The sequence below is a fragment of the Rhizobium deserti genome (assembly GCF_004358025.1).
Taxonomy (GTDB): domain Bacteria; phylum Pseudomonadota; class Alphaproteobacteria; order Rhizobiales; family Rhizobiaceae; genus Neorhizobium; species Neorhizobium deserti.
This window is the reverse complement of record NZ_SMTL01000002.1, coordinates 176,023-202,485: the sequence shown is the minus strand read 5'-3', so window position 1 is coordinate 202,485 and position 26,463 is coordinate 176,023. Positions and strand designations below refer to the sequence as shown.

The following is a 26,463-nucleotide window of genomic DNA, read 5'->3' as shown; positions in this document are numbered from 1 at the left end:
GGCACCGGAAGAATGGCAATTGGTATGGCGTATGCTTCCCCTTCTCGGCGAGCTGTGGCTCTGCTGATGATATCGACGATGCTGGCGGCCTGTTCTTCCGGGGACCTCGTGCCGCCAGCAGCGATCGACAATGGCGCGCAGGTCGGCGCCATCCACCCGACACGGTCACTGCCGCAGGACCCGGTTTCGCAGTCTCCTTATCCGATGAATGCGGCGCCCGTTTCACAGGCAAGCGCAGCTGACTACGCCTATCGTTCCGGTCCGAGCGACGCTTACACGGGCGATAGCGGCACCTATCTGCGTGCTCCCGACCAGGTACAGGCGGAGCCGCTTGGCCGGCCTGCAGCTGCCCCGCAATCGTCCATGTCGCGGCAATCTGCCAACCGGTCCGGCCGCCTGCCGATGATCGACAGCGACGAGGCCATGCAGCAGGCTTCTGGCCGCAACACCGCCGCCTCGACAGGCATGCCGGAAGACGGCGTCAACATGGATGCGGAACTCGGTTTCGACCCGGATGAAAGCGACGTCACCGGACTTGCCGAAGAGCAGGCGGGCGATATTGCCGAAGGCACGAGCGACCAGCCGGTCGTCGACGGGATCGGCACCGACGCGCCAAGAGCCGTCCAATCGCGTCGTCAGCCTGTGTCCGACGACCGGGTGATCGTGCCACCGAAGCGGCAGAGCTCCGGACTGCAGAGCGATCTGGCCGGCAGCCGTGCCGACTGGAGCAATCCGGCGGCGGCACCCGGCCGGACGCCGGGCGCGGGCACGCAGCAGGTGGCGATGCTGCGCCCCAACAATCCGACACGACTGCCCGGGCCGATGAGCGAGCCCGGCCCGATGAGCGAGCCAAACCAGCCCTGGCTGCGCAGCGTCATGCCGCAGTCGGAAGTCAGCTGCCGTGCTGAATTGCGCCGCCTCAATGTCGAATTCCAGGACAAGCCGCGGATTTCGAACGGCCCCAGCTGCGGCATCGATTACCCGGTCACGCTGTCCGGCCTATCGGGCAATATCGACGTAAAGCCGGCCGTGACGCTCAACTGCCAGACGACGCTGGCCTTTGCCAAATGGGTGAAGAATGAGCTGGCGCCTTCGGCCCGCTACCGCTACCTGACCGGCGTCGGCAAGATCGTGCCGATGGGCGGTTATTCCTGCCGGCGGATGAACAACAGCCGCCAAAGATACAATCCGATGTCGGAGCACGCGCGTGGAAACGCCATCGATATCGGCCGCATCGTGCTGAAGGACGGCCACGAGATCGACGTGCGCAAGAAGGGCCTGTTCTCGATGCGCGAGGGCGGCCTGCTGAAGGCAGTGCGCAGCGACAGCTGCAAATATTTCAGCACGGTCATGGGGCCGGGCAGCAATGCCGAGCACTGGAACCACTTCCACTTCGACCTGCGCACGCGCAAGGGCAGCCGCCATTACTGCAACTGACATCACTGAGACTGACATCACTGCGACCGGATGTGTGCCGGTGGGAAAAAAAGCGCCGGCCAGCGGCCGGCGAGGGCGGAGAAAAGGCCTGCGGGGGATCCCTGTCTCCGAAGCTGGAGCTCATCGTGATGAGCAAAGGTATTCGGCAAGCAAAAAAAGCACTTGAGAAAATAAGGGGTCGTCACGGTCGCGCGAACGAGTGTGCGGCACGAAGCGGACCGTTGCTTGCCTGTGCGCGACAATGACGCAGCAAGATCACGGGAAGATGACAGGCGTTGCTTGCCGTCGTTCCTGGTGTTGAGCGTCTATTGTTGTGTCCTGGCATGCGATTGGCCCGAAAAACCGAACGCAATATTCTTCTCCCGAGGGATGGTCTCGATGCGCCGGCTGCCTATATCTGCGGCAACTTAACGAAAACCATTCCTCCCGCAGAAGAAATCCCATGGCACCCATCGTTTCTGTCCAGAAGCTTACGAAGACCTATGGCAATGGCTTTGAGGCGCTGAAGGGCGTCGATCTCGATATCGAGGAAGGCGAGATCCTGGCGCTGCTCGGTCCCAACGGCGCCGGCAAGACGACCCTGATTTCGATCATCTGCGGCATCGTCAATCCGAGCAGCGGCTCGGTGCTGGTCGGCGGCCACGACGTGGTCAAGGATTTTCGCCAGACCCGCTCGCTGATCGGCCTGGTGCCGCAGGAACTGACCACCGACCAGTTCGAGACGGTCTGGAATACGGTCAGCTTTTCGCGGGGCGTTTACGGCAAGAAGCCGGATCCGGCGCTGATCGAAAGCGTCCTCAAGGACCTGTCGTTGTGGAGCAAGAAGGACAACATGATCCGCGAGCTCTCCGGCGGCATGAAGCGGCGCGTGCTGATCGCCAAGGCGCTGTCGCATGAGCCGAAAATCCTGTTTCTCGACGAACCAACCGCCGGGGTCGACGTCAACCTGCGCCGTGAAATGTGGCAGGTGGTGGAAAAGCTGCGGGCCAACGGCGTTACCATCATCCTCACCACCCATTATATCGAAGAGGCCGAGGAGATTGCCGACCGGGTGGGCGTCATCAATGGCGGCCAGCTGCTGCTGATCGAAAAGAAGACGGCGCTGATGAAGAAGCTGGGACGCAAGCAGCTGCGGCTTGAACTGTCCGAACCGCTGACGGCTCTGCCGGCCAGCCTGTCGGCCTATGACCTGACCCTATCGCAGGATGGCATGGCCTTGTTGCACGATTACCAGAGCGAGGACGGGCAGGGCAGCGTCGTGCCGCTTTTGGCGGCGCTCGCGCAGGAAAACATCCATTTCCGGGATCTTTCCACCCGGCAAAGCTCGCTCGAAGACATCTTCGTCGCACTGGTAGGAGACAAGGCATGAATTTCGAAGCGGTCAAATCCATCTACATGTTCGAAATGGCCCGCATGCGGCGAACGCTGTTGCAGAGCGTCATCTCGCCGGTCATCACCACGTCGCTTTACTTCATTGTGTTCGGGACTGCGATCGGCTCGCGCATTCAATCGGTGGAAGGGGTCTCCTATGGCGCCTTCATCACGCCGGGCCTGATCATGCTGACCCTGCTGACGCAATGCATCGGCAATGGCTCGATCGGCATCTATTTCCCGAAATTCACCGGCACCATCTATGAAATCCTCTCGGCCCCCGTGGCGATGACGGAAATCCTGCTCGGCTACGTGGGAGCGGCGGCGAGCAAGGGCCTGATCATCGGCGTCATCATCCTGATCACCGCCTCCTTCTTCGTCGATATCCGGATCGCCCATCCCTTCATGATGGTCGTCTTCCTGGTGCTGACGGCGGTCACCTTCAGCCTGTTCGGCTTCATTATCGGCGTCTGGGCCAAGAGCTTCGAGCAGCTGAACCTCGTGCCCATGCTGATCGTGCCGCCTTTGACCTTTCTCGGCGGCAGCTTCTATTCGATCAATATGCTGCCACCCTTCTGGCAGGCAGTCAGCCATTTCAATCCAGTGCTTTACCTGGTCAGCGGTTTTCGCTGGAGCTTCTATGAGATCGCCGACGTCAATCCGCTGATCAGCCTGGGCATGATCGGGCTGTTCCTGGTGATCTGCCTGTCTGTGATCGGCTGGATGTTCAAGACGGGCTACCGGCTGCGGAGCTAACCGCAGCCGATCGCTGGCCAGGAGGGAAGGTCAGCCTTCGCTGAGCTGCATCTGCCGGCCGCCGCGCGCAGCCATGACGGAAGCGCCAAGGGCAGCGGCGATGCCGAGGAAGGAAATCACGCCCATCGGCCCCTGCAGATCGATCAGCAGGCCGCCGAGCACCGCGCCGCCGGATATGGCGACCTGAAATGTGGTGAGCAGCATGGCGCCGGCACTTTCCGCCTCATCCTGTGCGGCGCGGGTGATATAGCTCTGGATGCTGACCGGCAGGGAGCCGAAGGCAAACCCCCAAAGCGTGACCGCGACCGCCGAAGCCACGGCGGATGCTCCAAACAGTCCGAGCAGCACGGCCGCGACTGCGATCAGGCCGGAAGCGAAGACGACGCCGAGCGTGGCGCTGCGCTCGGTGATCATGCCGCCGACGATATTGCCGACAAAGCCGCCAATGCCATAGGCCAGCAGCACGAGCGAGATCATATCCACATCCAGCCGCGGAACACCTTCCAAATAGGGGCGGATATAGGTGAAGCCGGCAAAGTGGCCGGCGACGATCAGCAGGGTTGCGAAGAGGCCGATGCGGATCTTGGGGCGCTGAAGCACGGCGATCATCGTGCCGAAGCCGGCATGACCGGCGGGCGGCAGGGAAGGCACGGTGAAGAGCTGGGCGAGCAATGCTACAATGCCGACGGCGCCGGATATGACGAATGCGACCCGCCAGCCGAGCGTTGCGCCGACATAGGCGCCAAGCGGCGCCGCGGTGACCGTGGCGACCGAAACGCCGGTAAAGATGATCGCCATGGCGCGCGGCAGATGCGCCATCGGCACGAGCCGCATGGCGAGCGCGCCGGCCATGGCCCAGAAGCCGCCAAGGCCGATGCCCAGCAGGACGCGGGAGACAAGTAGAAGCGTCAGGCCGTTGGCCAGGGCTGCGAGCGCGCTGGCGACGATGAGCAGCAAGGTCAACCCGAGAAGCGTCCAGCGGCGATCGAGACTGCGTGTGCCGATGACGATGCCTGGCCCGGCAAAGGCCGCGACCACGGCTGTGACGGTAACGGTCTGGCCGGCCGTGCCCGAACTGATGCCGAGATCGGCTGAAATCGGCGTGAGCAGGCTGGCCGGCAGGAATTCTGCCGTGACCAGGCCGAAGACTCCTAACGTCAGCGCAACGATGGCATCCCACCGGGCCTTGGCGGGAGAATCGGCTGAGGGCGGTGCGTCGGGCAAACCGTCATCATCATCGAAAGTGCTGTTTGTCATGATCATTGTCCTGTCTTGGGAGACTCGTATCCTATCCCTGGATCTAGGGAGTGGGAGCAGACTTAGGCGTGACAGCCTGTCGTTTCCATGCTAGAAAATCCGACATGCTTGACCGTTCGTCCAATTTTTCGCCCGATGCTGCTGGTGATCCGCTGTCGGAAATGCTGCGGGGCCTGCGCCTCGACGGCGTCGACTATGGCCGCTGCCGGCTGGCAGAGCCCTGGGGCACGCTGTTTCCGGAACAGGAGGCGGCCCGTTTCCACTTCATCTCCTCCGGGTCCGGATGGCTGCAGACCCCCTCGGGCGACTGGCTCCAACTAAATGCCGGGGATGCGGCCCTGGTGCCGCGCGGTGACGGGCATGTGCTGACCAGCCGTCCGGATGTGGTGCCGGTGCCCTTCGACCGCTATGGCCGCCGGGAAGTCTGCCAGGGCGTCTTCGACGTCCAATGCGCCGATGCCTGCGGCGGCACCGTGGCGCTGACGGCCTCGATGCGCTTCAACATCGACAGGCTGCATCCGGTGTTGCAGCTGATGCCGGAAACCATGCTGACCAGTGATCTGGCTAGAAACGAACCGGCCATACCGCATCTCCTGGATGCCATGGCGCGCGAGGTGGATCTGGACCGGGTCGGCGCCGGCGGGATCCTGGCGCGGCTGGCGGATGTGCTGATGGCGACGATGATCCGGGCCTGGGTCGAGCATGGCTGCGGCCAGACCTCCGGCTGGATTGCGGCGGTGCGCAGCCCCGATATCGGTCGAGTGCTGGCTGCCATCCATCTGGAGCCGGACAGGGACTGGACGGTAGGCGAGCTTGCCCGGCTGATGGGCGCATCGCGATCCGGTTTTGCGGAACGCTTTGCCCGGATTGTCGGCGAGACGCCGGCCCGCTATGTCGCAAGGGTCCGGATGCACCAGGCACGGCTCTGGCTGAAGGACGGCATGCGGGTCGCATCGGTGGCCGAGAAGCTCGGCTATGATGCGGAAGCCTCGTTCAGCCGCGCCTTCAAGCGGATCATCGGCGCACCGCCGAGCGAGTTTCGCAGGAGGAGTGGCGACACCATGTCCTCAGGGCCCGCTTTGCTGGAAGCCTAATCCCGCAGCCGCAGCTCGTCTGTCTGCATCTGGAGCGAGCCGAGCGTCGACAGGAAGGTCATGCCGAGCAGGCTCTCGTCGAGCCGGCCTTCTTCCGCCACCATGGCGCGGATGTTGCGCCGCACGATCGGCCCGATGGAGATCTCGTCAAGGCGCACGGGTGCCGCCATGGCCCGGCCGTTGGCGGTCATCACGCTGACCGTGTAGTTCAGGTCCTTCGCGTCGAGGCCGATGGCGCGCGCATCGTCATAGGAAAGCACGACGCTGCTGGCGCCGGTGTCGACGAGCATGGCGAGGACCTTGCCGTCCACCGTCACGTTCGTCTGGAAATGTCCGCCGCGCGTCTTGTGGATGATCACTTCGCTGCGGCCATCGCTGCCGGTGACCACGACCGCCGTTCCGGGCAAAAGGCCGGCCGTCAGCCGCGCCCCGACGCTTCTGGCATCGTCGCGGTAGAGATAGGCAACGACCAGTGCCAGGATGATGACCAGCCAGATGGCGATCTGGCGCAGGACCTGGCCGAACTGGCCGCGGCGACCCTGGAGAATGCCGACGGACAGGAGGCCGGCGATCGGCAGCAGATAAAGCGCCTGGCCAAAATCCTCGTTGGCCAGCCCGAAGGTGCGGCCGCTATCGTGGTTGAAGATCAGCAGGGCAAGGCCTGCCCCGAGGAAAAGCAGAAGGACGGTAAGTGCGTTCATGCGAAACCCCGCTCTCTGGCGATTCGCTTGCGTCGCGTTTCGCGCCGCGGCTTGCGCTCCACCGTTTCGAGCCGGGCCGGCAGGGCCTCCATCACCACCTGCCGCTCGAGATCGGAATAGTCGATCCAGCCGGCGATCTCATCGCCCGTGCGGCCGCATCCGAAGCAATAGCCGGTCTGGATGTCGATCGAGCAGATGAGGATGCAGGGTGAAATCATGGGTTTTATATCACTGGTTCAGATGGCAAGAGCAAGGGTTGCCAAGCTGGCAATCTCGGTCAATTGCTGGGTGGCGCCGATCGTATCGCCCGTATGGCCGCCGAGTTTTTTTCGGGCAAGACGGGTGAAGCCGTAGCTGACAAGGGCTGCAGCGAGCAGCGACAGGAGCGCGACGGGCAGACCGGCTGCGGGTATCAGAAGGATGAGCGCCGCCAGTGCACCGGTCAGAAGCGCGATGTTGCGCGCGCGGTCTTCGGGCATGCCGGCATTCGAGGCCAGACCGCCGTCTCGGGCCGGGACAAGTGCCCGCCAATGGGCCACCATCAGCGCTCGGCTGATCGCAGCCGTGGCAAGCAGGGCGAGCGCCGCAAGGCCGGCATCATGGCGCGCCAGGGCCGCCAGCGCCGACGCACGCAACCCGAAGGAGAGGATCAGCGACACGACCCCATAGGAGCCGGTGCGGCTGTCCTTCATGATGGCGAGCGCATGGTCGCGGTCACGTCCGCCGCCCAGTCCGTCCACCGCATCCGCCAGCCCGTCCTCGTGCAGGGCACCGGTCATCAGGCTGAGAAGGGCCAGTGCCACAAAGCTTGCCACCAGCGGATCGCCATCGGCCGTTACGAGCAGGAAAAGCACCAGCGCCGGGAGGGCGGCGATCAGCAGGCCGGCTGCCGGAAAGGCTCGAACCGCACGCGAAATCGTGCCGTCATGGCCACGGAAAAAGCGGTCCGGCACCGGCAGGCGGCTGAGGAAGCCGACCGAACGGGCGAGGTCGGCCACGAATTGCGTCGCGTTTGGCAGTTGTCCCTCCTTCGATCCCGAACTAAGAGAGGCGCACAGAAGCGCGATTTGCCGGGAAACACAAGCGAGCCCGGCGCATAAGACCCGAGAGAACCTTCATGAGCGTGAGCGGCCTGCCTTTCGACGATTTCCGGACCCTGTTGCAGAACCTTCCCGGGCCGGATTCCCGTGCACTGGTTGCCGCCCGTGAAAGGGATGCGCAACTGACCAAGCCGCCGGGCGCGCTCGGTCGTCTCGAAGAGATCGCCTATTGGCTTGCCGCCTGGACAGGGCGGCCGCCCGCCGTCACGCGGCCGCTTGTGGCGATCTTTGCCGGCAATCACGGCGTCACCCGGCACGGCATCACGCCCTTCCCATCTTCCGTGACGCAGCAGATGGTGGAGAATTTCGCGGCCGGCGGCGCTGCGATCAACCAGATCTGCGTCACCCATGACCTCGGGCTGAAGATCTTCGACCTGGCGCTGGATTATCCGACCGGCGACATCGCGATGGAAGCGGCTCTTTCGGAACGCGACTGCGCCGCCACCATGGCCTTTGGCATGGAAGCGATCGCCGGCGGTACGGATCTGCTCTGCATCGGCGAAATGGGCATCGGCAATACGACGATTGCGGCGGCCATCAACCTGGCGCTCTACGGCGGTGAGGCGGAAGACTGGGTCGGACCTGGCACCGGTTCGCACGGCGATCTGCTGGCGCGCAAGATTGCCGTGGTGAAGCAGGCTGTCGAGCTTCACAAGGATCATCTCGATGATCCGCTGGAGATCCTGCGCCGCCTGGGCGGCCGCGAAATCGCAGCCATTGTCGGCGCCATCCTCGCCGCCCGGGTGGAAAAGATCCCGGTCCTGCTCGACGGTTATGTGGTGACGGCGGCGGCGTCCATCCTCAAGGCTGCCAATCCGACCGCGCTCGACCATTGCCTGATCGGCCATGTTTCCGGCGAGCCGGGCCATTTGCGGGCGATCGAAAAACTCGGCAAGACGCCGCTTCTGGCGCTCGGCATGCGGCTCGGCGAGGGAACCGGTGCGGCACTCGCGGCCGGCATCGTCAAGGCGGCGGCCGCCTGTCATTCCGGCATGGCGACCTTCGACCAAGCCGGCGTCAGCAACAAGAGCCACTGAGCTTCATGAAAAAGACGCCGCTCGACAGCCCGATCGAAAAAGCGGCGACCTTCCGCAGGATCCTCGCCTCCTACCGCTATTCCATGCAGGGCCTGCGGCGCTTATGGCGCGAGGCGGCTTTTCGGCAGGAGGTTTATGCCTTCGCGGGCGGCATCGTGCTCTTTGCAGCCGTTGGCGCGAGCTTTGCCGACTATTCCGTTTTTCTCGTGCTGATGCTCATCCTGTTTGCGGTGGAAAGCCTCAACACGGCGATCGAGGAACTGGTGGACCGCATTTCGCCGGAGATCTCAACCGTCGGCCGGCATGCCAAGGACCTCGGCTCGTTTGCCGTCTTCTGCCTGCTCTGCGCCAACGGGTTGTTTGCGTTGTATGTGGTAGTGAGGAGTTTTTGGAGCTGAAAGGCCCTACAGAGCTCGTCTCGATGTATGACGAAATCGAAGAACGACAATCTCGTCATTACGAACCTGATAATACACCATATATGGATGAGGCTTAAGGAAGAGGGTTCTTGTGCCCCGGTATCTATTGCTGGTGCCGGAAAAGGGGTGTTCGCGCAGCAATATCAACAGATGGTTTAAACGGTCTGCTACGTTCCGCGCGCCTTCAGGCGAGCGCTCTGCAATATAGGAAATGGCGCGTTCGACCTCACTCAGAGCCCTTGGCGTATATCTCAGTTTCACAGGCCAAACTTTGCCCACATGGCGCGGACTTCTTCGTCGGTCGCGAGTTCACCGCGCTCGACCTCGGCCAGCGCCTCATCAATATCTGCTTTTTCCTCAGGCGTGAGTTCGTAAACTTCGCCGTCGTCCTCGCCCATCAGCCTGAGCAGCACACCGGCATATTCATCCTGCATCTCGGCAGGAAGCTCTTTGGCGATTTCGATGGCGCGGTCGAGGAGCTTGGTCATGCCCCTATTATGCATGAAACCAGCCGGCTGCAAAAGAGGGATGCTTTACGCAAAGCTGCGGCGCCGGCGCTCCACTGCTGTTGCTTCGGCGACGGCCGGGACAGTCTGCAGCACGCGGGTCGACGGCAGGATGGCGATCGCTTCCGTGCCTTCGCGCAGCTTGGAGCGCAGGATGAACTGGCCGTCATGCTTGGCGAGGATGGCCTGCACAATCGGCAGCCCGAGCCCGGTGCCCTGTTCGGCGCTCTTGATGGCAATGGAGCCCTGGCCGAAGGCGGAGAGCACCACCGGGATTTCTTCTTCCGGAATGCCGGGACCATTGTCCTTGATGGCAAGGTACTGACCACCGCCGGCGGTCCAGCCGACTTTTACGGTGATCTCGCCGCCCTGCGGCGTGAACTTCACGGCATTGGACAACAGGTTGAGAATAACCTGGCGTATCGCCTTTTCATCGGCCCAGACCTGCGGGAGCTGCTTTTCGAACTGCTCGCGGATGGTGATGTTCTTGGCGCTGGCACGAAGCTGCACCATGCCGATGCAATCCTCCGCCACTTCAAGCAGGGATAGCGACTCCTCACTGAGCTCGTAGCGTCCCGCTTCGATGCGCGACAGGTCGAGGATTTCGTTGATGAGGTCGAGCAGGTGCTGCCCGGAGCGGTGGATATCGCCGGAATATTCCCGGTATGTGGGGTTGGCGAGGGGGCCGAGCACTTCCGAACTCATCACCTCGGAAAATCCCAGAATGGCGTTGAGCGGGGTTCGCAGCTCGTGCGACATGGAGGCGAGAAAGCGCGACTTGGCAAGATTGGCCTCCTCGGCCCGCCGTCGCGCTTCGTCGGACATGGACTTTGCCACTTCGAGCTCGGCGATCAGATCGTCCTTTTCCGACTGGTAGGACATCAACGTCAGATTGGAGCGGTAGAGACGATCGGCGACATAATGAAAGAACACTACCGCCGTGGCGCAGGCTGCCGTGAGGCCGATATCGAGGATGTGGCCCGACGATACGGCGGTCACCAGAAGCGAGGCGACCGTCGGCAGAAAGCCCACCAGCACGCCCTGCCGCAGCATGAAACTGCTCATGGCGCTGATCGACACGGCGAACAGCAGCACCGTGCCCTTGTAGAAATAGAAGCTATCGCCGGAGCAGGCGGCGCAGTCCTGCAGAGCGAAGATTGCCCAGCCGCAGCCGATCAGGACCTGGGCCACCAGAAAGCGGCGGCGCCACTTCGTGGTTTCGAGCGCGGTGAAATCCTTACGGCCGGCGCGGCGGGCCAGCAGGACATTGACGCCGTGAAGGCAGAGCATGACCAGCGCCCAGCCGAACAGGCGGGCATCCGGATTAAGGTAGATGCCGATCGCGGTCACCAGGGCAACCACCAGCGGCATGATCGAAGCGCCATGCAGCACGGCATTGACATGCATGGCCAGCATGTCGCGATCGAAGACATGGCTGCCGTTGGCGCTCGACTGAAGGCGTTCGCGGGTAGCGCGCACGGCTTTAGACACAGCCTTGTTGCGGTGGCTGCGCGAGCGATCCACGATGATCTTGTCCGTCGAGGTACTGACGCCGCTACTCATGGCTTGCAAACTATGTCCCGAATGGGTGAGAGGTTAGTTTCCAAACCTTAAGAAGATACTGCCGGGAAAGGTTTTGTTTTCCATTTCTGTGAAGTTTCCGTTTTCCCCTGAGGCGGGATTGTGATGCGCGCGCTGCGGATGGTCCGCGAGGGCGTGCTGGTGATCGCCTTGTTTTCGCTGCTGCTGCTGATCGTCGCCAAGCTGGACCGGTCGCAGGAGGTCGAGATCAGCGGCCCCTTCCACGCGATAGATGGCGACACCCTCGCCGCCGGCGACGAGAGGCTGAGACTGACCGGTCTCGATGCACCGGAGCTGGACCAGACATGCGAGGACTCAGGCGGCGCCGCCTGGGATTGCGGACGGGATGCCAGGCAGCTGCTGGCCCGTCTGGTGCGCCAAAGCGCCGCCACCTGCCATGGGAGGGGCCGCGACCGTTACCGCCGTCTGCTGGTCACCTGCCGCGCCGGTGCAGGGAGCATCAATGCCGAACTGGTGCGCCGAGGAATGGCGGTTGCCGCAGGGCAGTTCGAGCAGGAGCAAGCGGCAGCGCGGGGGGAACGACAGGGCATATGGGCCGGAGAGTTCGACGCGCCGCGGGACTGGCGCGCCAGCCGCGGCCTGATGGACAGCCCGGATACGTTCAGCGCCTTGCTGGATTGGAGCAAGCGGCTGGTGGGTTGGCCGTGAATTTGGGCGAAAATCCACAGGCCGAAGAGCAGCTCGAGGCACTTAGGCGCGCCATCGCCACCTGCCGGATCTGCCGGGATGAGCCGGGAGGTCCAGACCGCCTTCCACATGAACCGCGTCCTGTGGCCGTGATCTCTCCCAAGGCGCGCATTCTGATTGCGGGCCAGGCGCCGGGTCTGCGGGTTCACCAGAGCGGGCTGCCTTTCGACGACGCATCGGGCAATCGGCTGCGCGAGTGGCTCACTGTCAGCCGCGACGAGTTTTATGATCGAGATCGATTCGCGATCGTGCCGATGGGCTTCTGTTTTCCGGGCTATGATGCCAAGGGCAGCGACCTGCCGCCGCGGCGCGAATGCGCGCCTTATTGGCGAACGCGGGTCGTCGATGCCATGCCGCAGATCGAGCTGGTCCTTGCGATCGGTCAATATGCCCAGGCCTGGCATATCGGCAACCGCCGGAAAAAGGGCATGACGGAGACGGTGAGGAATTGGCGTGAGTATTTCCTTACCAATCAAGGGCCAAGGGTGCTGCCGCTTCCGCATCCGAGCTGGCGCAATAGCGGCTGGCTCAGAAAGAATCCGTGGTTCGAGGCGGAGGTTCTACCGCAACTGCGAGAGAGTGTGGATAGATGGGCCCGCTGAAACGAAATTCGGTTAACCTGCCTGATTTAGGTGTATAACGAAAAATCATTTCGAAAGGATTCGGATGGACCGGCTCGATCGCAAGATCCTGCGTATTATGCAGGAAGATTCCACCCTCGCTGTCGCGGATCTCGCGAAGAAAGTCGGATTGTCGACGACGCCGTGCTGGCGCCGCATCCAGAAGATGGAAGAAGACGGCGTCATTCGTCGCCGGGTGGCGCTTCTCGATCCGGTCAAGGTCAATACCAAAGTGACCGTCTTCGTTTCCATCCGCACTGCCAGCCACTCGATCGAATGGTTGAAGCGGTTTTCGGAAGTGGTGGTCGATTTTCCGGAAGTGGTTGAATTCTACCGCATGAGCGGCGATGTTGACTATCTTCTGCGTGTCGTCGTGCCCGATATCGGCGCCTATGACGCCTTCTACAAGCGGCTGATCGCCAAGATCGAAATCCGCGACGTGTCCTCGGTCTTCGCCATGGAGCAGATCAAGTACACGACGGAACTGCCGCTCGACTACATGATGATCGACAACCACAAGTCCGGCGAGGACTGATGAGGCTTGCGCGGGCAGCCTCTGCTGCCCGCACTCGCAGTCCTGGCTTATTTCTTGTCGAGCCGTGCGAGCAGTGACGACGTGTCCCAGCGATTGCCGCCGGACGCCTGAACATCTCCATAAAACTGATCGACGAGCGCTGTCATCGGCAGTTTCGCGCCGTTGCGGCGGGCTTCAGTGAGCACGATGTCAAGATCCTTGCGCATCCAGTCGACCGCGAAGCCGAAATCATATTTGCCGGCATTCATGGTCTTGTAGCGGTTTTCCATCTGCCAGGAGCCGGCCGCACCCTTGGAGATCACCTCGATCACCTTTTCGATGTCGAGGCCTGCCTGCTTGCCGAAATGGATCGACTCGGCGAGGCCCTGGACAATCCCGGCAATGCAGATCTGGTTCATCATCTTGGTCAACTGGCCGGAGCCGACCGGTCCCATCAGGCCGACCATGCGGGCATAAGCGTCAATAACAGGCTTGGCCTTGTCGAAGGTCTGCGGCTCGCCGCCGCACATCACGGTAAGAACGCCGTTTTCAGCACCGGCCTGGCCGCCCGATACGGGCGCATCAATGAAATCCACGCCCTTTTCGCGGGCCGCAGCCTCAAGTTCGCGCGCCACTTCGGCGCTGGCCGTGGTGTTGTCGATCAGCACCGAGCCGCGCTTCATGCCGGCCAGCACGCCGGTATCTCCCAATGTCACCGAGCGGAGATCGTCGTCATTGCCAACGCAGGTGAAGACGAAATCGGCTTCGCTTGCGGCTTGTGCCGGCGTGGCGCCGGTGCGTCCACCAAATTTTTGGGCCCAGTCCTCGGCCTTGGCGGCGGTGCGGTTATAGACCGTCACCTCATGGCCGCCTTTTTCCTTGAGATGTCCCGCCATCGGGAAACCCATAACGCCCAAACCAATGAATGCGACTTTTGCCATGCCGGCCTCCAGAAAAGCGATCCCTGACGATTAGAACAAAGCAAGGCCAAGGAGAAGCTCGCGGACAGCAAAAAGTTTTTCCTTTTCAACGCAGATTTAGAGCTGCGGGTAGATTAACGTTCCCGATGTCGTCGAAGATGGAAATCAAATCTCATCAAGGGGGGATTTTTCGAAACAAGTGAATGTCGACCGGATCGCTAGAGTATGGAACCATTCTGTCATCGGACGCAGCCAGCCTTGAGGGACAGGGTCGGCAGGCGTCGAGGAGAGGAAGGGATACGAACATGGTGACACGCAGACAGACACTCGGGTTACTCGGCGCCGCGGCGGCGGCGGCAATCCTACCGAGCGGCGGCAAGGCGAGGGCGGCGACCAAACAGCTTCGCATCGGCTGGCAGAAGAACGGCGTCCTGGCGCTGGCAAAGAGCCAGGGGGCGCTGGAGAAACGCTTCGCTTCGCGCGGCATCTCCGTCACCTGGTCGGAATTCACGTCCGGTCCGCCGCTTCTTGAGGCTCTGGGGGCAGGGGCTCTGGACTTCGGGCCGACCGGCGACGTGCCGCCGCTGTTTGCCCAGGCCGCCAAGGGGAACCTGCTTTACGTCGGCACCTACCGGGGCAGTTCGGCCGGTTCGGCCATCCTCGTCCACGCGGATTCGGACATCAAGGCGCTTGCCGATCTGAAGGGCAAGCGGATCGCTTTCAAGCGCGGGTCGAGTGCCCATAACGTGACGGTGAAGCTGTTGCGCAAGGGCGGGCTGTCGCTGGCCGACGTTACGCCCCTGGACCTTGCGCCGCCCGATGCCGCGGCCGCCTTCAAGAACGGCTCTATCGACGCCTGGTCGATCTGGGACCCCTATACGGCGATTGCGCAGAACGACCCGCAGACGCGGGTGCTGACCACGGCAGAAGGCGTGGTGGACTCCTGGAGCTATTTCCTCGCCAATGGGGATTTCACGCAGGACAATGGCGACCTCATCCCCGAAATTCTCGATGAACTGCGCAATGTCGGCAATGTGGCGCAGGCGAATTTCGACCAGACGGTGAAGCAGCTCGCTTCCATCACCGGCGTGCCGGAGGAGATTACCCGCGTCACCCTGTCTCGCCGCAACGCCAATCTCGGTGCGATTTCGACGCTTCCGGACGAGGCGGTCGCCTATCAGCAATCGCTGGCGGACGAATTCTACAGTCTCAAGATCATTCCGCGCAAGCTGACCATAGCCGACATCGTGTGGCGTCCGAAGCAGAGCTAACCAGTCGATCAACGAAGTCAGACAAGGATAATGCCATGACCGACGTATCCAAACCCATCGACTTTCTTTGGTTCATTCCGACGGCCGGCGACGGCACCTATCTCGGCGGTACGGAGCTCAACCGGGCGCCCGACCACCGGTATCTGCGCGAGATCGCCACGGCCGTCGACCGGCTCGGCTATTCGGGCGTGCTTTTGCCGACGGGCGTTTCCTGCGAGGAGAGTTTTGTGACGGCGGCGGCGCTGGCGCCGTTTACGGAAAAGCTGAAATTCCTGGTCGCGATCCGTCCCGGCACGGCGTCGCCTGCCTATTATGCGCGGCTTGCGGCAGCGCTCGACCGGGTGTCGGAGGGTCGCCTGCTCCTCAACATCGTCGTCGGCGGCAGCCCGGCGGAACTGGCCGGCGACGGCATTTTCCAGGCGCATGACGAGCGCTATGCGCATGCGGAGGAATTCTTCCAGGTCTGGGAAGATCTCGTGACCACCGGCCATGCCGATCTTGACGGCAAGCATATCAAGGCCAAGGACGCGCGCCTCGGCTTTCCGACGGTGCAGCAGCCGCGGCCGCCGCTTTATTTCGGCGGCTCTTCGGATGCCGGCATCGACTTCTTCGCCGGCCGGGCCGACAAATACCTGACCTGGGGCGAGCCGCCGCAACAGGTGGAAGAGAAGATCAAAGCTGTGCGGGCGGCTGCGGCGCGCAAGGGGCGGGAGGTGAGCTTCGGCATCCGCCTGCATTTCATCGTCCGCGAAACCGACGAGGAGGCCTGGGCGGCAGCCGACAAGCTGATCTCCAAGCTCGACGACGACACCATTGCCAAGGCGCAGGCACATTTCGCGACCGGCTCCGATTCAGTTGGTCAGAAGCGCATGGCGGCGCTGCATAACGGCCGCCGCGACAAGCTCGAAGTCTCGCCCAATCTGTGGGCCGGCATCGGCCTGGTGCGATCGGGTGCCGGAACGGCCTTGGTCGGATCGCCGAAGACGGTGGCGGCGCGACTGCGGGAATATCAGGAGCTCGGGATCGAAACAGTGATCGGCTCCGGTTATCCGCATCTGGAAGAAGCCTACCGCGTCGCCGAGCTGTTGTTCCCGGAACTGGGCATCGGCGTGCAGGAACAGCGTACCAGCTTCGGCAGCGAATTTGGCGGAAAACGCGTATTCGGCGGCGGCGGCCATTCAACCCTGAAATCGGTCGCAGCATCCTGAGCGGGACGAGGAGCCAAGCTATGACGACAGTGGATATTCTCGAAGCCCGTCATCCGGTGCGCGGCGTGAAGCGGAGGCAGGTCAGCCTGCCTTCCATTTCACGCCAGCATTACATGCCCTACCTTCTGCCGCTCGCCATCGTGCTTTTGTGGCAGCTGGCGTCTTCCGCCGGCTGGATCTCCGACCGGATCATGCCTTCGCCGTTGAAGGTGGTCGCCGCCTTCTCGGAGGTCGCCGCCTCAGGGCAGCTTGCCCATGACGTGGCGGTGAGCGGTGCCCGGGCCCTGAGCGGCCTCTTGATTGGTGGATCGATCGGCTTCCTGCTCGGCATTGCCAATGGCGTCTCGAAACTGTCGGAGCAGCTGACCGATACGACGCTGCAGATGCTGCGCACCATTCCACACCTGGCGATGATACCGCTCGTCATCCTGTGGTTCGGGATCGGCGAGGAGGCAAAGCTTTTCCTCACCTCGCTCGGCGTGCTGTTTCCCGTCTACCTCAACACCTATCACGGCGTCCGCAACGTCGATCGCGACCTCATCGAAATGGGCCGCATCTACGGCATGAGCGGCTGGTCGCTGTTTCGCAAGGTGATCTTTCCAGGCGCCCTGCCGTCGATTTTCGTCGGGCTTCGCTATGCGCTCGGCATCATGTGGCTGACGCTGATCGTGTCCGAAAGCATCGCCGCCTCGTCTGGGATCGGCCACATGGCCAATACGGCCCGCGAATTCATGATGACGGATGTCGTGGTGCTGTCGCTGGTCATCTATGCCGTGCTCGGCAAACTCGCCGACGTGATCGCCAGGGCGCTGGAGCGCTGGGCGCTATCCTGGAACGCAGCCTATCAAGGGTGAGGAACTGCACATGCCGATCGGACCTTATCAGCAGCCGCTTGCCTTCGTTGCCGAAGGCGGCGAGGTAGACAATTACCGCGTGGCCGAGCCTCGTCCGCGGCCGGAGCCCGCCGGATTGAAACTGCGCGACATCGAAAAGCGCTTCGGCGACAACCGTGTCTTGCGCGGCATCGACCTCGATGTACCGGCCGGGCAGTTCATCGCCATCGTCGGCAAGAGCGGTTGCGGCAAGAGTACGCTTCTGCGGCTGCTCGTCGGGCTCGATACGCAGAGCGAAGGCGAGATCACCTTCCACGACCGGGGCGGACAGCCCATCGTGCCGAATGCCCGCATCGTCTTCCAGGAGCCAAGGCTGCTGCCCTGGTTCGATGTTGCCGACAATGTCGTGGTCGGGCTGGGCGAGGGCGCACCGAAGAGCGAGGCGAGGAGACTGGCCGAGGAGGCGCTGGCCGAGGTGCAGCTGGCGGAAAAGGCGAGGGCATGGCCGTCGCAGCTTTCCGGGGGGCAAAGACAGCGCGTTGCCCTTGCCCGCGCGCTGGTCAGCCGGCCGGGCCTCTTGGCACTCGACGAACCGCTCGGCGCGCTCGATGCGCTGACCCGGATCAGCATGCAGACGCTGCTCACGCGCGTGTGGCGCGAACTGGGCTTTTCCGCCGTGCTCGTGACCCATGACGTGGCGGAGGCGGTTCACCTGGCCGACCGGGTGATCGTGCTCGATGAAGGACGCATCAAGCTCGACCTCGAGATCCCACATCCGCATCCTCGCAAGCGTGGCGATCCGCAGCTGGCGGAGCTCGAAGGCCGGTTCCTGTCCGCCATTCTTGGCGACTGACGGACCGGGCAAAGGGGGCAGGCGGCGGAAGGCATGATTTCGCGCCGCCTCACGTTCTGCCCATCGCGCGTCTTCCGTCGGGCCGTCGGTCATCCCGGTTCTCGCCGCTGCCGCTTGCGAGAACGATCTAGCTTGGGTCGGGCGCAGACGCGCTGTCCATGCAGACGCCGAGCCCGTAGCCTTCCATGTTGACGAAGACGACGCCGCCATCCTCGAAGGCATGGCGGATCTGCGCCGCCGTCGCCCGATGGATATCATGGCGGCTGCCTTCAAAATCACGGATCGTGCTGCGCGAGACTTGCGACCGTTCCGCCAGTTCGCTTTGCGTCCAATCGACAAGCCCTCTTGCCGCGCGGCACAAAGCCGGCGTCAAAATCATTCGCCCTACGTCTTGATCCATGTGCAAAGATAACCATATTGGTCAACATGCGCCATATATGGCAGCTTTTCAGGAGATTTCCAGAGGGAGACGCAGATGCCGCACGATACGCCATTGATCTCGACGATCGTCGGAGGCCTCGTGCTTGCATTCATCTTCGGCGCTATTGCCAACCGGTTCAAAATGCCGCCGCTGGTGGGTTATCTTTTTGCCGGCATATTGGTAGGACCCCATACGCCGGGCTTCGTTGCCGACCAGAGCCTGGCGCCTGAACTGGCGGAAATCGGCGTCATCCTGCTGATGTTCGGCGTCGGCCTGCATTTCTCGCTCAAGGACCTCCTGTCCGTCCGCGGTGTGGCCGTGCCGGGCGCGGTCGTGCAGATCGGTTTTGCCACCTTGCTCGGCTGGGGTATGGGCGCACTGATGGGCTGGCCGCTCGGCGGCAGCCTGGTCTTTGGCCTGGCTCTGTCTGTCGCCTCGACCGTCGTGCTGTTGAAGGCGCTGCAGGAACGGCGACTTGTGGAGACGGTGCGTGGCAAGATCGCCGTCGGCTGGCTGATCGTCGAGGATCTCGCCATGGTGCTTGCCCTGGTGCTGATCCCGGCCTTGGCCAGCATGGGCGGCGAAGTTGCGCATCCGGATCCCGTGGCCGTCGCGGTCGCGCAATTGCTGGACGTCGAGCTCGGGATCGTCGGCATTATTGCGGTGACGCTTCTGAAGGTTGCGGCATTTCTCGGCCTGATGCTGGTGGTGGGGCGCCGCGTCATTCCCTGGATCCTGCACCGGATCGCCCACAGCGGGTCTCGCGAACTGTTTCGGCTCGGCGTGCTGGCCATTGCGCTCGGCGTCGCCTTCGGCGCGGCCAAGCTTTTTGGCGTTTCGCTGGCGCTCGGAGCCTTTTTCGCCGGCATGATCCTGTCGGAAAGCGAGCTCTCGCACCGGGCGGCGCAGGAGAGCCTGCCGTTGCGCGATGCGTTTGCCGTGCTGTTCTTCGTGTCGGTCGGCATGCTGTTCGATCCCAACATCATCTTGTCCAACCCGCTGCCGGTACTGGCCACCGTCTTCATCATCCTGATCGGCAAATCGGTGGCCGCCTTCCTGATCGTGCTCGCCTTCAGGATGACGGTGCCGACGGCGCTGACGATCTCGGCCAGTCTTGCCCAAATCGGCGAATTTTCGTTTATTCTGGCGGAGCTGGGCGTCGGACTTAAACTTCTTCCTGAAGAAGGGCGCGACCTGATTCTCGCCGGCGCCATCATCTCTATCATCCTCAACCCGGTAATGTTCTATCTCGGCGAAAAGCTGATCCCGCGCCTGGAGGCAAGGCTGATCCGCGCGCCGGAAGGCGAAGGCGAGGCTTCGATCGCGCAGACCACCGGAGCAGACATTGATCCGGGCGTTCCGGGACAGGAAACGCCGACGCCGCGGGAAAGCGAGCCGGTGATGACGACGGCCGGCGCCGATGGCGAACTTGCGCCAAGCCATCTGGCGGGTCACGCGGTCGTCGTCGGCTATGGACGGGTGGGCAGCATCGTTGTCGGCAACCTGAAATCTTCCGGCATTCCCTTCCTAGTGATCGAGGATTCGGAGAACCGGGTCGACGAGCTTCTGAAACAGGGCATAGAGGTGATCGTCGGCAATGCGGCCTCGCCGAAAGTCCTGCAGCTTGCCAATCTCAACGCCGCAAAGAGCCTCGTCGTGGCCATTCCCAACGCCTTCGAGGCTGGCAATGTGGTGATGCAGGCGCGCCAGGTGAACCCGGCCTTGCTGATCCTGTGCCGCGCCAATTCCGATGCCGAGATCGAACACCTGGAAAAGCTCGGCGCCGACAAGACGATCATGGGCGAACGGGAGATCGCCTATGGCATGCTGGATGGCCTGGACCAGGTGCATTACCGCCTGGACAGCCCCATGGAAGACGCTGCGCCCGAACCGGCAGCGCCGGCGATGCCGGATCCAGCCGCGCCCATTACCGCCCGACCAGCGGACATGCATGATGAGCCGGCCGCTCCTTCCGATGTGGAGCCGCCGAGCGAGCCGGTCAGAAGCTGAATCAGAACGGCTTGATCACCGCGAGTGCGACGATCAGCACGACCGACACGAGGATGATCGGCATGCCGGCGCGCACGAAAGCCGGCGGGTCGAGCTTCGGATCGGCTTCCATACGCCGCATCCAGGCGCCCTGCATGCCGTGCAGGGCCGACAGCAGGATGACCAGCAGGAACTTTATATGCAGCCAGCCTTCGGAAAAGCCGACATAGCCAATGGCGAGCCACAGGCCGAAGATCCAGGTGCCCGCGAGCGCGATCGTGGTGACGGTGCGATCGTATCGGCGCAGCGACGAAATGACACCCGGGCGGATGGCCGGCGGCACCATGCCGATGACGAAGGCATTCATCAGCATGCCGCCGATCAGCACGAAGTTGGACATCAGGTGCAGGGACTTGATAACGAAATACATCATGGATCAGATCAACTCCAGATCATCGCTTCGGTGAAGCCGAGTTCGGCAAAATCTTGTTTACGTAGCGCTTCAGATGCGGGCTCGCCGGGAAAGAATTCGTCGAGCTGCGGCGGCGCGACTGAGGTTCCCGCCAGCATGGCGTGAACCTGCCCGCGATGATGGATCTGATGCTGGAAAAGGTGGAGGAGGACGCGGTCGGCGCTTTCGACCTGGACATAGGTCCGGCGCGGGATTTCGACCTGGACGGCGAGCGCTTCACGGTCCATCTGACGACAGTGGTCGATCAGCCGCCGGTCCTCTGCCCTTTGCTCGCGCTCGAGGTCGGCAAAGACAGGAAATGGTATGTCCGGCTCGAAGGCAGCCGGCCCAAGACAGTGGCCCTCGAGCGCACTGATATAAAGCCAATCCACCGTCAGGATGTGATTGAGCGTATGGATGATCGACGGGAAGAAGCTGGTGCGCTCAGCATGCAGCTCTGCGGCGGACAATTGCCGGCAGGCCTTCAGGAGCCGATGGTTGGCCCAGGCATTATTATAGGCCTGAGCCAGAAGATAGCGCTGCGGCGTCATGGGGTCCCTCGCCATTCAAGGCGAGAAACTAGCTTGTCCGACTGCCAATGAGAAGTGCCGGGAGAAGAGACAGCGGTCGATTTTGCCGTTTCTCCACCGACCTCAGGGAGCCGGTGGTGGATCCGGCCTCTTCACTTTCGGCGCCCTGCGGTCCAGGCGTTCGGAGCGCCAGCCGAGGCTGTCGGAGATTTCCTGCCAGACGCGCCGCAGCCGGCGGACATGCAGATCATCGGCAATCCAGCCCATCAGGTATTCGACGCAGATCTTCATGCGCTTCTCGTCCTGGCTGATCGCCTCCCAGGCGTGGCGGCAATAGTCCTCCAGATCGACAGGCGTCATCTTCCGATCCTCGCCCATCACCAGGGGCTTGATGCCGCTGATCGTGCCAATCGACCGCATCGTATCTGTGGCGGCAAAGAGGATGCCCGCATAGATGCGGTCGAACTGGTCCGTTTCCTCCCAAGCCGGGCCGACGGGCACTCCGGCCGGCAAGGCTGGCGGCAAGGCTTGCGGCACGGCAGCCGGCTGCGCACCGTCTTGCGCCGGTTGCGCAATCTCGTTCCCGTCTCCCTCGTCCTGGCTGTTGAAGGGTCTCATCCGGAAATCAATGGCGCGTTCGAGGTCGAAGATGGTGCGCACATGCAGTTCGCGCAGAAGCAGAAACCGCTCCAGCCCGACGATATGGCAAAGCTGCGCTTGGGCGACCCAATCGACAGTCTGGTAGATGCCATAGGGAGATTCCACGTAAAGCAGGATAGGATTGTAGACGGCAAGGTTCTGGATATCGTAGATGCCGCATTCCTCCAGCCGGAAACGCGTCGCGTAGCTGATCCCGTCGATGACATCGAGCGGCGTGGAGCGGGTGACGCGGTTGAAGCGGTCGTCATCCATCTTCACCCATGACAGCACCGACTGCATCCGCACCAGCAGGAATTTGGTGGCGCTTTGCGGCATGAGCCCAAGCAGCGGTGCCAGCGCCATCCACACCCACGAGATTTCCCCACAAGTTCGCGTGCCGGCGCCGCCGGTGGCGAAACTGGTGATGGCGGCCGTCGGATCGGCGAAGGCCATATAAAGGAAGATGACGATCAGCACCGAGGCGAAGATCTCGACCGCCTGACGCAGGAAGGTATAGGCGGAGAGATCGAAGACGGCGAGGCTGCCGATGAAGATGCGCAGCGCCGCGATGAAGGCCCCTGCGAAGGCGAGCGATCCGACGATCTCAAGTTCATTGCGCACTGTGCCCGGGGCGCAGCAGGAACCGGCAGCGGATGTGCCGGGCAGGCAGGTGGCCGGATCTGCCGCCGTGATGACCTGCAGCCCATTCTGCAGGGCGTCGAATAGGTGGACGAAGCCGTAATAGGACATCGCCATGAAGCCGATCGAGGAAAAAAGCAGGCGGAAGTCACCACGATTGCCGAAGATCCGGGATTTTTGGATCAGATCCTCGATCTCCGTGACCATTTCCGCTGCATTCATCCAGAGCTGGATTTTCGGCGTCCTCTGCAGGTCGGACGTGTATTTGGATGCGACAAATTCCAGGGACGGATTATTGCCGTAGGCGAACGGATCACCAGTCAGGGCAGCGGCTTGCGGAGATGCAGGCTTGGTGGTCGGGTAGGAGGCGATGAAATCCGAGATCATCCGCAGGCGACGGTTGCGGACTTCGTTGCGCGCGAAGATCATCAGGATCGGAATGAAGAGCGCGATGATCAACGCGATCCAGTGGTTGTGATACTGGCTGGCGACTGCGGCATCCACGACCCCGAAGAGTCCGCTCTCCTCCCAGACGCGATAAAGCTGCTGCATCCAATCCTCCCATGGTTGTAATGGGAGGATAATGCTTGCTTAACGCGAGTCAATCGTTAATGCATCTCAAAGATGTATTCTGAGAGACCTATCAACCCTTAAGGCGTGCGATCACCAGGTGACCCGGCGTCGGATGACCATCCTGCATGCGAACATTGATCTCGCTGATCTCGATCACCTCGAAGCCGGTCGCCGACAGCCGCTCGCGGATATAGATTTCCGAATGAGCAAAGCGCTGATGCGGCCCCACCATGTAGGAGCGGCCCGACAGGACGTCCTCGGGAAGCGTTTCGGAGGAGAAGACGAAGATGCCGCCGGGGACCATGTTTTCCGAGGCACCGAAGAACAGCGGCTCCAGCGCGCCGAGATAGGGCAGGACATCGGTGGCCGTGACGAGGTCGAAGGGTTCCTCCTCGTTGTCTTCGAGAAAGTCTTCGGCTTCCGCTACGTAAAGCGTCTCGTAGAGATCTTTTTCATGGGCAATCTCGACCATGTTTTCCGACAGATCGATGCCGGTGATATCGTCCACCATGTCGCGCAGCGTGCCGCCGGTCAGGCCCGTGCCGCAGCCCAGATCCAGCATGCGCTTGAAGGGGCCGAGCTTCAGCTCCTGCAGGCGCTGGCGGACAAGCACCGGAACCGCATAGCCGAGCTGCTCGACGAGAATTTCCTCAAAACTTTCGGCGTGCTGGTCGAACAGGGTTTCCACATAGGCATCGGGAGCCTTGGGCGGGGTGTCACCGCGTCCCATGGCAGCCATCCGCACGGCCGCGCCGCCATGATCGTCCGGATCGAGTTCCAGGACTTGTTCATAGGCCTTGGCGGCGGCGTCCGCATCGCCAGCCTTTTCCAGCGCAAGCGCCCGGTTATAGGCTTCTGCCAGTGCTTCTTCGTCGATCTTCTTTGCCATCATGCCAGTCCTCGTTTCGCGAGGATTTAAGCTGACGGCGGACCTTTGTCCATCGGGCAGGCCGACGCTGTCACAGCTTCGTTCAGTGGAGGATGAACTCGCCGTTGACCGCACGCCATTCGCCGGCGCTGATCAGCTTGCGATGCACGTAGCGGACCGAATGCAGCGGACCTTCGAGCTTTTCCTGCCAAAATTTCAGGAAGCCCTTCATTTCCGGGAAATCCGGCGCCAGGTCGTAATCCTGCCAAAGATACGTTTGCAGCAGGGACCGATGGTCAGGGAGGCGGTACAAGATCTGGGCAGTGGTCAGGCCGTAGCCTTTCAGCATTTTTTCCATTTCAGACATCAGCAGTTCCCATTGTTTTTGTAGAACGGCGTTTGCGCCGTCCTTAGGGGAACATGCCATGCTTAATGGCGATTTAACAATTCCTGTTTAGCAGGAAATATGTTGAAAAACAGGGTGTTAGCAGCCTCAAGGGGAGGCTGCTGCTAGCGCTTCAGGTGACGGGTCAGGCGCCTTTCGATCCAGGCCCAGATATGCCGCAGCGCCTCGACCATGGCGAGGTAGAAGACGGCGGCCCAAAGATAGGTCTGGTAGTCGAAGGTGCGCGAAAAGGCATAGCGCGTTTCGCCCATGAGGTCGTAAACGGTAACGATGGCGACGACAGCAGAGCCCTTGATCATCAGCACGATCTCGTTGCCATAGGGCCGCAATGCAACGATGAGGGCCTGCGGCAGGATGATCTTGCGGAAGGCGACGCGCTTGGACAGGCCGAGCGCCGCGGCGCCTTCGTGCTGGCCCCGCGACACGCTCTCTATGGCGCCGCGTAGGATTTCCGCCTGATAAGCGGCGGTGTTGAGGACAAAGGACAAGAGCCCGCAATACCAGGCTTCCCGGAAGAACCACCAGAGGCCGACGGTTTCCAACTGCGGCTTGAAGCTGCCGAGCCCGTAATAAATGAGAAAAAGCTGGGCCAGCAGGGGCGTCGAGCGGAAAACGTAGACATAGCCGTAGGCAAGCGCGTTCAAGAGCCTGTTCTGCGCCATGCGGGCAAAGGCGATCGGCAGCGACAGGATTGCTCCGAGCACGATGGAAAGGCCGACCAGCGACAGCGTCACGCCAAGCCCGTTGAGATAGCGCGGTCCGTAGCGCAGGAATTTCGCCTGGTCCCAGCCGTTGACGACGGTGAGAAGGAGCAGGACGGCCAGAAAGGCCCAAAGCGCGAGGACACCTATGGCGGCTACGCGGGCAGGGGTAATCCGGCGCTTGAGTTCCGGCGGCGCGGGCTGCGGCGGAATGAGTTCGCTGATCACGCTCATCGGCGCGCCTCCGAGCGTTTGGCCCAGCGCTCGACGAAGCCGAGGCCAAATGAGGAAAGCATGGCCAGCACCAGATAAAGCAGGCAGGCGACGAAATAAAAGAAGAAGGCTTCCTTGCTGACGCGCGCCGCGATCCCCGTCTGGCGGACGATATCGGCAAGGCCGATGACGGAAACGTAGGACGTGTCCTTGAGCAGGATCAGCCAGAGATTGGTGAGGCCAGGCAGGGCGATGCGGATCAGCTGCGGCACGACGACCAGCCGCATGGTGTGGCCGCGGCGAAGCCCGAGCGCGTCGCCCGCCTCATATTGACCGCGCGGAATGGCGCGAAAGGCCGACAGCAAGACTTCGGAGGAATAAGAAGAGAAAACCACGGCAAGCGCCACCATGCCGGCAAAGAAGGCATTGATCTCGACCCGCTCCTCGACACCGAATGTGGCGAGCACCGACTGGATGAGGATCTGCACACCGTAATAAACAATGAACAGGGTCAGGAGCTCGGGCAGTCCGCGGAAGATGGTCGTGTATATGCCGGCGGCGAGCCGCAGCAGCTTGTCCTGCGACTGGGCTGCCAGCGCAATCAAAAATCCGATGGCGAGACCCACCGGAAGTGTCGCGAGGGCCAGCGAGATGGTGACCTTGACGCCGAATGCGATCTCGTCGCCCCAGCCGGCAGCGCCGCAGGCCAGGAGTGTATCTCCATCGAAAAGCGAGAAGAGCCCAACTGGGCCGCAAAACGGATCAAGCGCGCTGAACAGGGCGGCAAGAAATCCGCTCATAAAATTTTATCCCCTGCGGCTTCTGTCGCGCCGCTTTGTGTTCTTGT

29 protein-coding genes and 1 pseudogene are annotated in these 26,463 nt (G+C 62.3%); 14 read left to right on the top strand and 16 right to left on the bottom strand.

Annotated elements, in window-relative coordinates; translation table 11 throughout:
• The first annotated feature begins 24 nt into the window (after positions 1-24).
• From E2F50_RS07330 to E2F50_RS07320, 3 genes are all read left to right on the top strand, one after another.
• Positions 25-1,437: an extensin-like domain-containing protein gene (locus tag E2F50_RS07330; protein WP_133315445.1), complete on the top strand. Its 1,413-nt coding sequence runs from the start codon at positions 25-27 to the stop codon at positions 1,435-1,437.
• 442 nt (positions 1,438-1,879) lie between these two features.
• Positions 1,880-2,806 carry an ABC transporter ATP-binding protein gene (locus E2F50_RS07325; RefSeq protein ID WP_133315443.1) on the top strand — a complete coding sequence of 309 codons (927 nt, stop codon included), beginning with the start codon at positions 1,880-1,882 and terminating at the stop codon, positions 2,804-2,806.
• On the top strand, positions 2,803-3,564 hold the full coding sequence (locus E2F50_RS07320) for an ABC transporter permease (RefSeq protein ID WP_133315442.1): 762 nt from the start codon (positions 2,803-2,805) through the stop codon (positions 3,562-3,564). Before E2F50_RS07325 ends, E2F50_RS07320 begins: the two co-directional genes overlap by 4 nt.
• A 30-nt stretch (positions 3,565-3,594) precedes the next feature.
• Here E2F50_RS07320 and E2F50_RS07315 read toward each other — a convergent pair whose 3' ends face one another.
• Complete coding sequence (locus tag E2F50_RS07315; RefSeq protein WP_133315440.1) at positions 3,595-4,821, bottom strand: MFS transporter; 1,227 nt, start codon at positions 4,819-4,821, stop codon at positions 3,595-3,597.
• A 104-nt stretch (positions 4,822-4,925) separates the two neighbouring features.
• On the opposite strand from E2F50_RS07315, the gene E2F50_RS07310 reads away from it, so the two are divergent.
• Positions 4,926-5,915, top strand: coding sequence for an AraC family transcriptional regulator (locus E2F50_RS07310; RefSeq protein ID WP_133315438.1), 990 nt, complete (start codon positions 4,926-4,928; stop codon positions 5,913-5,915).
• On the opposite strand, the gene E2F50_RS07305 is transcribed toward E2F50_RS07310, so the two are convergent.
• From E2F50_RS07305 to E2F50_RS07295, 3 genes are read right to left on the bottom strand one after another with little or no spacing between them, the layout of a single operon-like run.
• Positions 5,912-6,616 carry a TIGR02281 family clan AA aspartic protease gene (locus tag E2F50_RS07305; RefSeq protein ID WP_133315436.1) on the bottom strand — a complete coding sequence of 235 codons (705 nt, stop codon included), beginning with the start codon at positions 6,614-6,616 and terminating at the stop codon, positions 5,912-5,914. The two genes, E2F50_RS07310 and E2F50_RS07305, sit on opposite strands and share 4 nt — an antisense overlap.
• Positions 6,613-6,834 carry a DUF1289 domain-containing protein gene (locus E2F50_RS07300; RefSeq protein WP_133315435.1) on the bottom strand — a complete coding sequence of 74 codons (222 nt, stop codon included), beginning with the start codon at positions 6,832-6,834 and terminating at the stop codon, positions 6,613-6,615. The genes E2F50_RS07305 and E2F50_RS07300 overlap by 4 nt, the downstream gene beginning before the upstream one ends.
• 18 nt (positions 6,835-6,852) lie before the next feature.
• Positions 6,853-7,614 (bottom strand): adenosylcobinamide-GDP ribazoletransferase, encoded by a 762-nt coding sequence (locus E2F50_RS07295; RefSeq protein WP_245515337.1) that lies wholly within the window; start codon positions 7,612-7,614, stop codon positions 6,853-6,855.
• Between the two features lie 119 nt (positions 7,615-7,733).
• Between E2F50_RS07295 and cobT the strand changes: the two genes are divergently transcribed.
• Together cobT and E2F50_RS07285 are read left to right on the top strand one after the other, a co-directional pair.
• Positions 7,734-8,753, top strand: a complete 1,020-nt coding sequence (gene cobT, locus E2F50_RS07290) for a nicotinate-nucleotide--dimethylbenzimidazole phosphoribosyltransferase (protein WP_133315432.1) — start codon at positions 7,734-7,736, stop codon at positions 8,751-8,753.
• A gap of 5 nt (positions 8,754-8,758) precedes the next feature.
• Positions 8,759-9,151 (top strand): diacylglycerol kinase, encoded by a 393-nt coding sequence (locus E2F50_RS07285; protein WP_133315431.1) that lies wholly within the window; start codon positions 8,759-8,761, stop codon positions 9,149-9,151.
• A 6-nt stretch (positions 9,152-9,157) separates the two neighbouring features.
• Here the strand turns inward: E2F50_RS07285 and E2F50_RS23650 are convergent, their stop codons facing one another.
• The 3 genes from E2F50_RS23650 to E2F50_RS07270 are packed head-to-tail and all read right to left on the bottom strand — an operon-like array spanning position 9,158 to position 11,241.
• Positions 9,158-9,433, bottom strand: a complete 276-nt coding sequence (locus E2F50_RS23650; protein WP_425375379.1) for a type II toxin-antitoxin system RelE/ParE family toxin — start codon at positions 9,431-9,433, stop codon at positions 9,158-9,160.
• Positions 9,430-9,660, bottom strand: a complete 231-nt coding sequence (locus E2F50_RS07275; RefSeq protein ID WP_133315428.1) for a hypothetical protein — start codon at positions 9,658-9,660, stop codon at positions 9,430-9,432. Before E2F50_RS07275 ends, E2F50_RS23650 begins: the two co-directional genes overlap by 4 nt.
• 45 nt (positions 9,661-9,705) lie before the next feature.
• On the bottom strand, positions 9,706-11,241 hold the full coding sequence (locus E2F50_RS07270) for a sensor histidine kinase (protein ID WP_133316365.1): 1,536 nt from the start codon (positions 11,239-11,241) through the stop codon (positions 9,706-9,708).
• Between the two features lie 123 nt (positions 11,242-11,364).
• Between E2F50_RS07270 and E2F50_RS07265 the strand changes: the two genes are divergently transcribed.
• The 3 genes from E2F50_RS07265 to E2F50_RS07255 all read left to right on the top strand — a co-directional run bounded on the left by E2F50_RS07265 (position 11,365) and on the right by E2F50_RS07255 (position 13,122).
• The gene (locus E2F50_RS07265) at positions 11,365-11,928 is read left to right on the top strand and encodes a thermonuclease family protein (RefSeq protein WP_245515336.1); all 564 of its coding nucleotides are present in this window, start codon (positions 11,365-11,367) and stop codon (positions 11,926-11,928) included.
• The gene (locus E2F50_RS07260) at positions 11,925-12,569 is read left to right on the top strand and encodes a uracil-DNA glycosylase family protein (protein WP_245515335.1); all 645 of its coding nucleotides are present in this window, start codon (positions 11,925-11,927) and stop codon (positions 12,567-12,569) included. Before E2F50_RS07265 ends, E2F50_RS07260 begins: the two co-directional genes overlap by 4 nt.
• 64 nt (positions 12,570-12,633) lie before the next feature.
• Complete coding sequence (locus E2F50_RS07255; RefSeq protein WP_133315424.1) at positions 12,634-13,122, top strand: Lrp/AsnC family transcriptional regulator; 489 nt, start codon at positions 12,634-12,636, stop codon at positions 13,120-13,122.
• A gap of 47 nt (positions 13,123-13,169) precedes the next feature.
• Here E2F50_RS07255 and E2F50_RS07250 read toward each other — a convergent pair whose 3' ends face one another.
• Entirely contained in the window at positions 13,170-14,042 is an 873-nt protein-coding gene (locus tag E2F50_RS07250; protein WP_133315423.1) for an NAD(P)-dependent oxidoreductase, read from the bottom strand.
• A 284-nt stretch (positions 14,043-14,326) separates the two neighbouring features.
• On the opposite strand from E2F50_RS07250, the gene E2F50_RS07245 reads away from it, so the two are divergent.
• The 4 genes from E2F50_RS07245 to E2F50_RS07230 all read left to right on the top strand — a co-directional run bounded on the left by E2F50_RS07245 (position 14,327) and on the right by E2F50_RS07230 (position 18,186).
• Positions 14,327-15,292: an aliphatic sulfonate ABC transporter substrate-binding protein gene (locus E2F50_RS07245; RefSeq protein WP_133315422.1), complete on the top strand. Its 966-nt coding sequence runs from the start codon at positions 14,327-14,329 to the stop codon at positions 15,290-15,292.
• 35 nt (positions 15,293-15,327) lie between these two features.
• Positions 15,328-16,500 (top strand): FMNH2-dependent alkanesulfonate monooxygenase, encoded by a 1,173-nt coding sequence (gene ssuD / locus E2F50_RS07240; RefSeq protein WP_133315421.1) that lies wholly within the window; start codon positions 15,328-15,330, stop codon positions 16,498-16,500.
• Positions 16,501-16,613: 113 nt separating this feature from the next.
• Positions 16,614-17,354, top strand: coding sequence for an ABC transporter permease subunit (locus E2F50_RS07235; protein WP_245515372.1), 741 nt, complete (start codon positions 16,614-16,616; stop codon positions 17,352-17,354).
• A gap of 10 nt (positions 17,355-17,364) precedes the next feature.
• On the top strand, positions 17,365-18,186 hold the full coding sequence (locus E2F50_RS07230; RefSeq protein ID WP_133315419.1) for an ABC transporter ATP-binding protein: 822 nt from the start codon (positions 17,365-17,367) through the stop codon (positions 18,184-18,186).
• 127 nt (positions 18,187-18,313) lie between these two features.
• Here the strand turns inward: E2F50_RS07230 and E2F50_RS07225 are convergent.
• Positions 18,314-18,630 (bottom strand): annotated as a pseudogene (locus E2F50_RS07225) (helix-turn-helix transcriptional regulator).
• Positions 18,631-18,661: 31 nt separating this feature from the next.
• On the opposite strand from E2F50_RS07225, the gene E2F50_RS07220 reads away from it, so the two are divergent.
• A complete protein-coding gene (locus E2F50_RS07220; RefSeq protein WP_202615427.1) occupies positions 18,662-20,617 on the top strand; it encodes a cation:proton antiporter domain-containing protein in 1,956 nt (651 codons plus the stop codon).
• Between the two features lies 1 nt (position 20,618).
• On the opposite strand, the gene E2F50_RS07215 is transcribed toward E2F50_RS07220, so the two are convergent.
• The 7 genes from E2F50_RS07215 to E2F50_RS07185 form a co-directional block, all read right to left on the bottom strand.
• On the bottom strand, positions 20,619-21,029 hold the full coding sequence (locus tag E2F50_RS07215) for a CopD family protein (protein WP_133315416.1): 411 nt from the start codon (positions 21,027-21,029) through the stop codon (positions 20,619-20,621).
• Between the two features lie 8 nt (positions 21,030-21,037).
• Positions 21,038-21,598, bottom strand: coding sequence for a DinB family protein (locus E2F50_RS07210; protein ID WP_133315415.1), 561 nt, complete (start codon positions 21,596-21,598; stop codon positions 21,038-21,040).
• Positions 21,599-21,700: 102 nt separating this feature from the next.
• Entirely contained in the window at positions 21,701-23,407 is a 1,707-nt protein-coding gene (locus E2F50_RS07205; protein WP_133315414.1) for a hypothetical protein, read from the bottom strand.
• Positions 23,408-23,498: 91 nt separating this feature from the next.
• Positions 23,499-24,317 (bottom strand): class I SAM-dependent DNA methyltransferase, encoded by an 819-nt coding sequence (locus E2F50_RS07200; RefSeq protein ID WP_202615442.1) that lies wholly within the window; start codon positions 24,315-24,317, stop codon positions 23,499-23,501.
• Between the two features lie 82 nt (positions 24,318-24,399).
• Positions 24,400-24,666, bottom strand: coding sequence for an usg protein (locus tag E2F50_RS07195; protein WP_133316364.1), 267 nt, complete (start codon positions 24,664-24,666; stop codon positions 24,400-24,402).
• A 140-nt stretch (positions 24,667-24,806) separates the two neighbouring features.
• Positions 24,807-25,637, bottom strand: coding sequence for an ABC transporter permease (locus E2F50_RS07190; protein ID WP_133315412.1), 831 nt, complete (start codon positions 25,635-25,637; stop codon positions 24,807-24,809).
• On the bottom strand, positions 25,634-26,416 hold the full coding sequence (locus tag E2F50_RS07185; RefSeq protein WP_133315411.1) for an ABC transporter permease: 783 nt from the start codon (positions 26,414-26,416) through the stop codon (positions 25,634-25,636). Before E2F50_RS07185 ends, E2F50_RS07190 begins: the two co-directional genes overlap by 4 nt.
• Positions 26,417-26,463 lie beyond the last annotated feature (47 nt).

Coding starts and splice junctions, on each gene's coding strand:
- E2F50_RS07325 (WP_133315443.1), top strand. CDS start 1,880: ATGGCACCCATCGTTTCTGTCCAGAAGCTTACGAAGACCTATGGCAAT.
- E2F50_RS07210 (WP_133315415.1), bottom strand. CDS start 21,598: ATGACGCCGCAGCGCTATCTTCTGGCTCAGGCCTATAATAATGCCTGG.
- E2F50_RS07250 (WP_133315423.1), bottom strand. CDS start 14,042: ATGGCAAAAGTCGCATTCATTGGTTTGGGCGTTATGGGTTTCCCGATG.
- cobT (WP_133315432.1), top strand. CDS start 7,734: ATGAGCGTGAGCGGCCTGCCTTTCGACGATTTCCGGACCCTGTTGCAG.
- E2F50_RS07200 (WP_202615442.1), bottom strand. CDS start 24,317: ATGGCAAAGAAGATCGACGAAGAAGCACTGGCAGAAGCCTATAACCGG.
- E2F50_RS07315 (WP_133315440.1), bottom strand. CDS start 4,821: ATGACAAACAGCACTTTCGATGATGATGACGGTTTGCCCGACGCACCG.
- E2F50_RS07235 (WP_245515372.1), top strand. CDS start 16,614: ATGCCCTACCTTCTGCCGCTCGCCATCGTGCTTTTGTGGCAGCTGGCG.
- E2F50_RS07270 (WP_133316365.1), bottom strand. CDS start 11,241: ATGAGTAGCGGCGTCAGTACCTCGACGGACAAGATCATCGTGGATCGC.
- E2F50_RS07305 (WP_133315436.1), bottom strand. CDS start 6,616: ATGAACGCACTTACCGTCCTTCTGCTTTTCCTCGGGGCAGGCCTTGCC.
- ssuD (WP_133315421.1), top strand. CDS start 15,328: ATGACCGACGTATCCAAACCCATCGACTTTCTTTGGTTCATTCCGACG.
- E2F50_RS07185 (WP_133315411.1), bottom strand. CDS start 26,416: ATGAGCGGATTTCTTGCCGCCCTGTTCAGCGCGCTTGATCCGTTTTGC.
- E2F50_RS07285 (WP_133315431.1), top strand. CDS start 8,759: ATGAAAAAGACGCCGCTCGACAGCCCGATCGAAAAAGCGGCGACCTTC.
- E2F50_RS07230 (WP_133315419.1), top strand. CDS start 17,365: ATGCCGATCGGACCTTATCAGCAGCCGCTTGCCTTCGTTGCCGAAGGC.
- E2F50_RS07245 (WP_133315422.1), top strand. CDS start 14,327: ATGGTGACACGCAGACAGACACTCGGGTTACTCGGCGCCGCGGCGGCG.
- E2F50_RS07265 (WP_245515336.1), top strand. CDS start 11,365: ATGCGCGCGCTGCGGATGGTCCGCGAGGGCGTGCTGGTGATCGCCTTG.
- E2F50_RS07220 (WP_202615427.1), top strand. CDS start 18,662: ATGCCGCACGATACGCCATTGATCTCGACGATCGTCGGAGGCCTCGTG.
- E2F50_RS07215 (WP_133315416.1), bottom strand. CDS start 21,029: ATGATGTATTTCGTTATCAAGTCCCTGCACCTGATGTCCAACTTCGTG.
- E2F50_RS07275 (WP_133315428.1), bottom strand. CDS start 9,660: ATGACCAAGCTCCTCGACCGCGCCATCGAAATCGCCAAAGAGCTTCCT.
- E2F50_RS07255 (WP_133315424.1), top strand. CDS start 12,634: ATGGACCGGCTCGATCGCAAGATCCTGCGTATTATGCAGGAAGATTCC.
- E2F50_RS07190 (WP_133315412.1), bottom strand. CDS start 25,637: ATGAGCGTGATCAGCGAACTCATTCCGCCGCAGCCCGCGCCGCCGGAA.
- E2F50_RS07320 (WP_133315442.1), top strand. CDS start 2,803: ATGAATTTCGAAGCGGTCAAATCCATCTACATGTTCGAAATGGCCCGC.
- E2F50_RS07310 (WP_133315438.1), top strand. CDS start 4,926: ATGCTTGACCGTTCGTCCAATTTTTCGCCCGATGCTGCTGGTGATCCG.
- E2F50_RS07205 (WP_133315414.1), bottom strand. CDS start 23,407: ATGCAGCAGCTTTATCGCGTCTGGGAGGAGAGCGGACTCTTCGGGGTC.
- E2F50_RS07330 (WP_133315445.1), top strand. CDS start 25: ATGGCGTATGCTTCCCCTTCTCGGCGAGCTGTGGCTCTGCTGATGATA.
- E2F50_RS07300 (WP_133315435.1), bottom strand. CDS start 6,834: ATGATTTCACCCTGCATCCTCATCTGCTCGATCGACATCCAGACCGGC.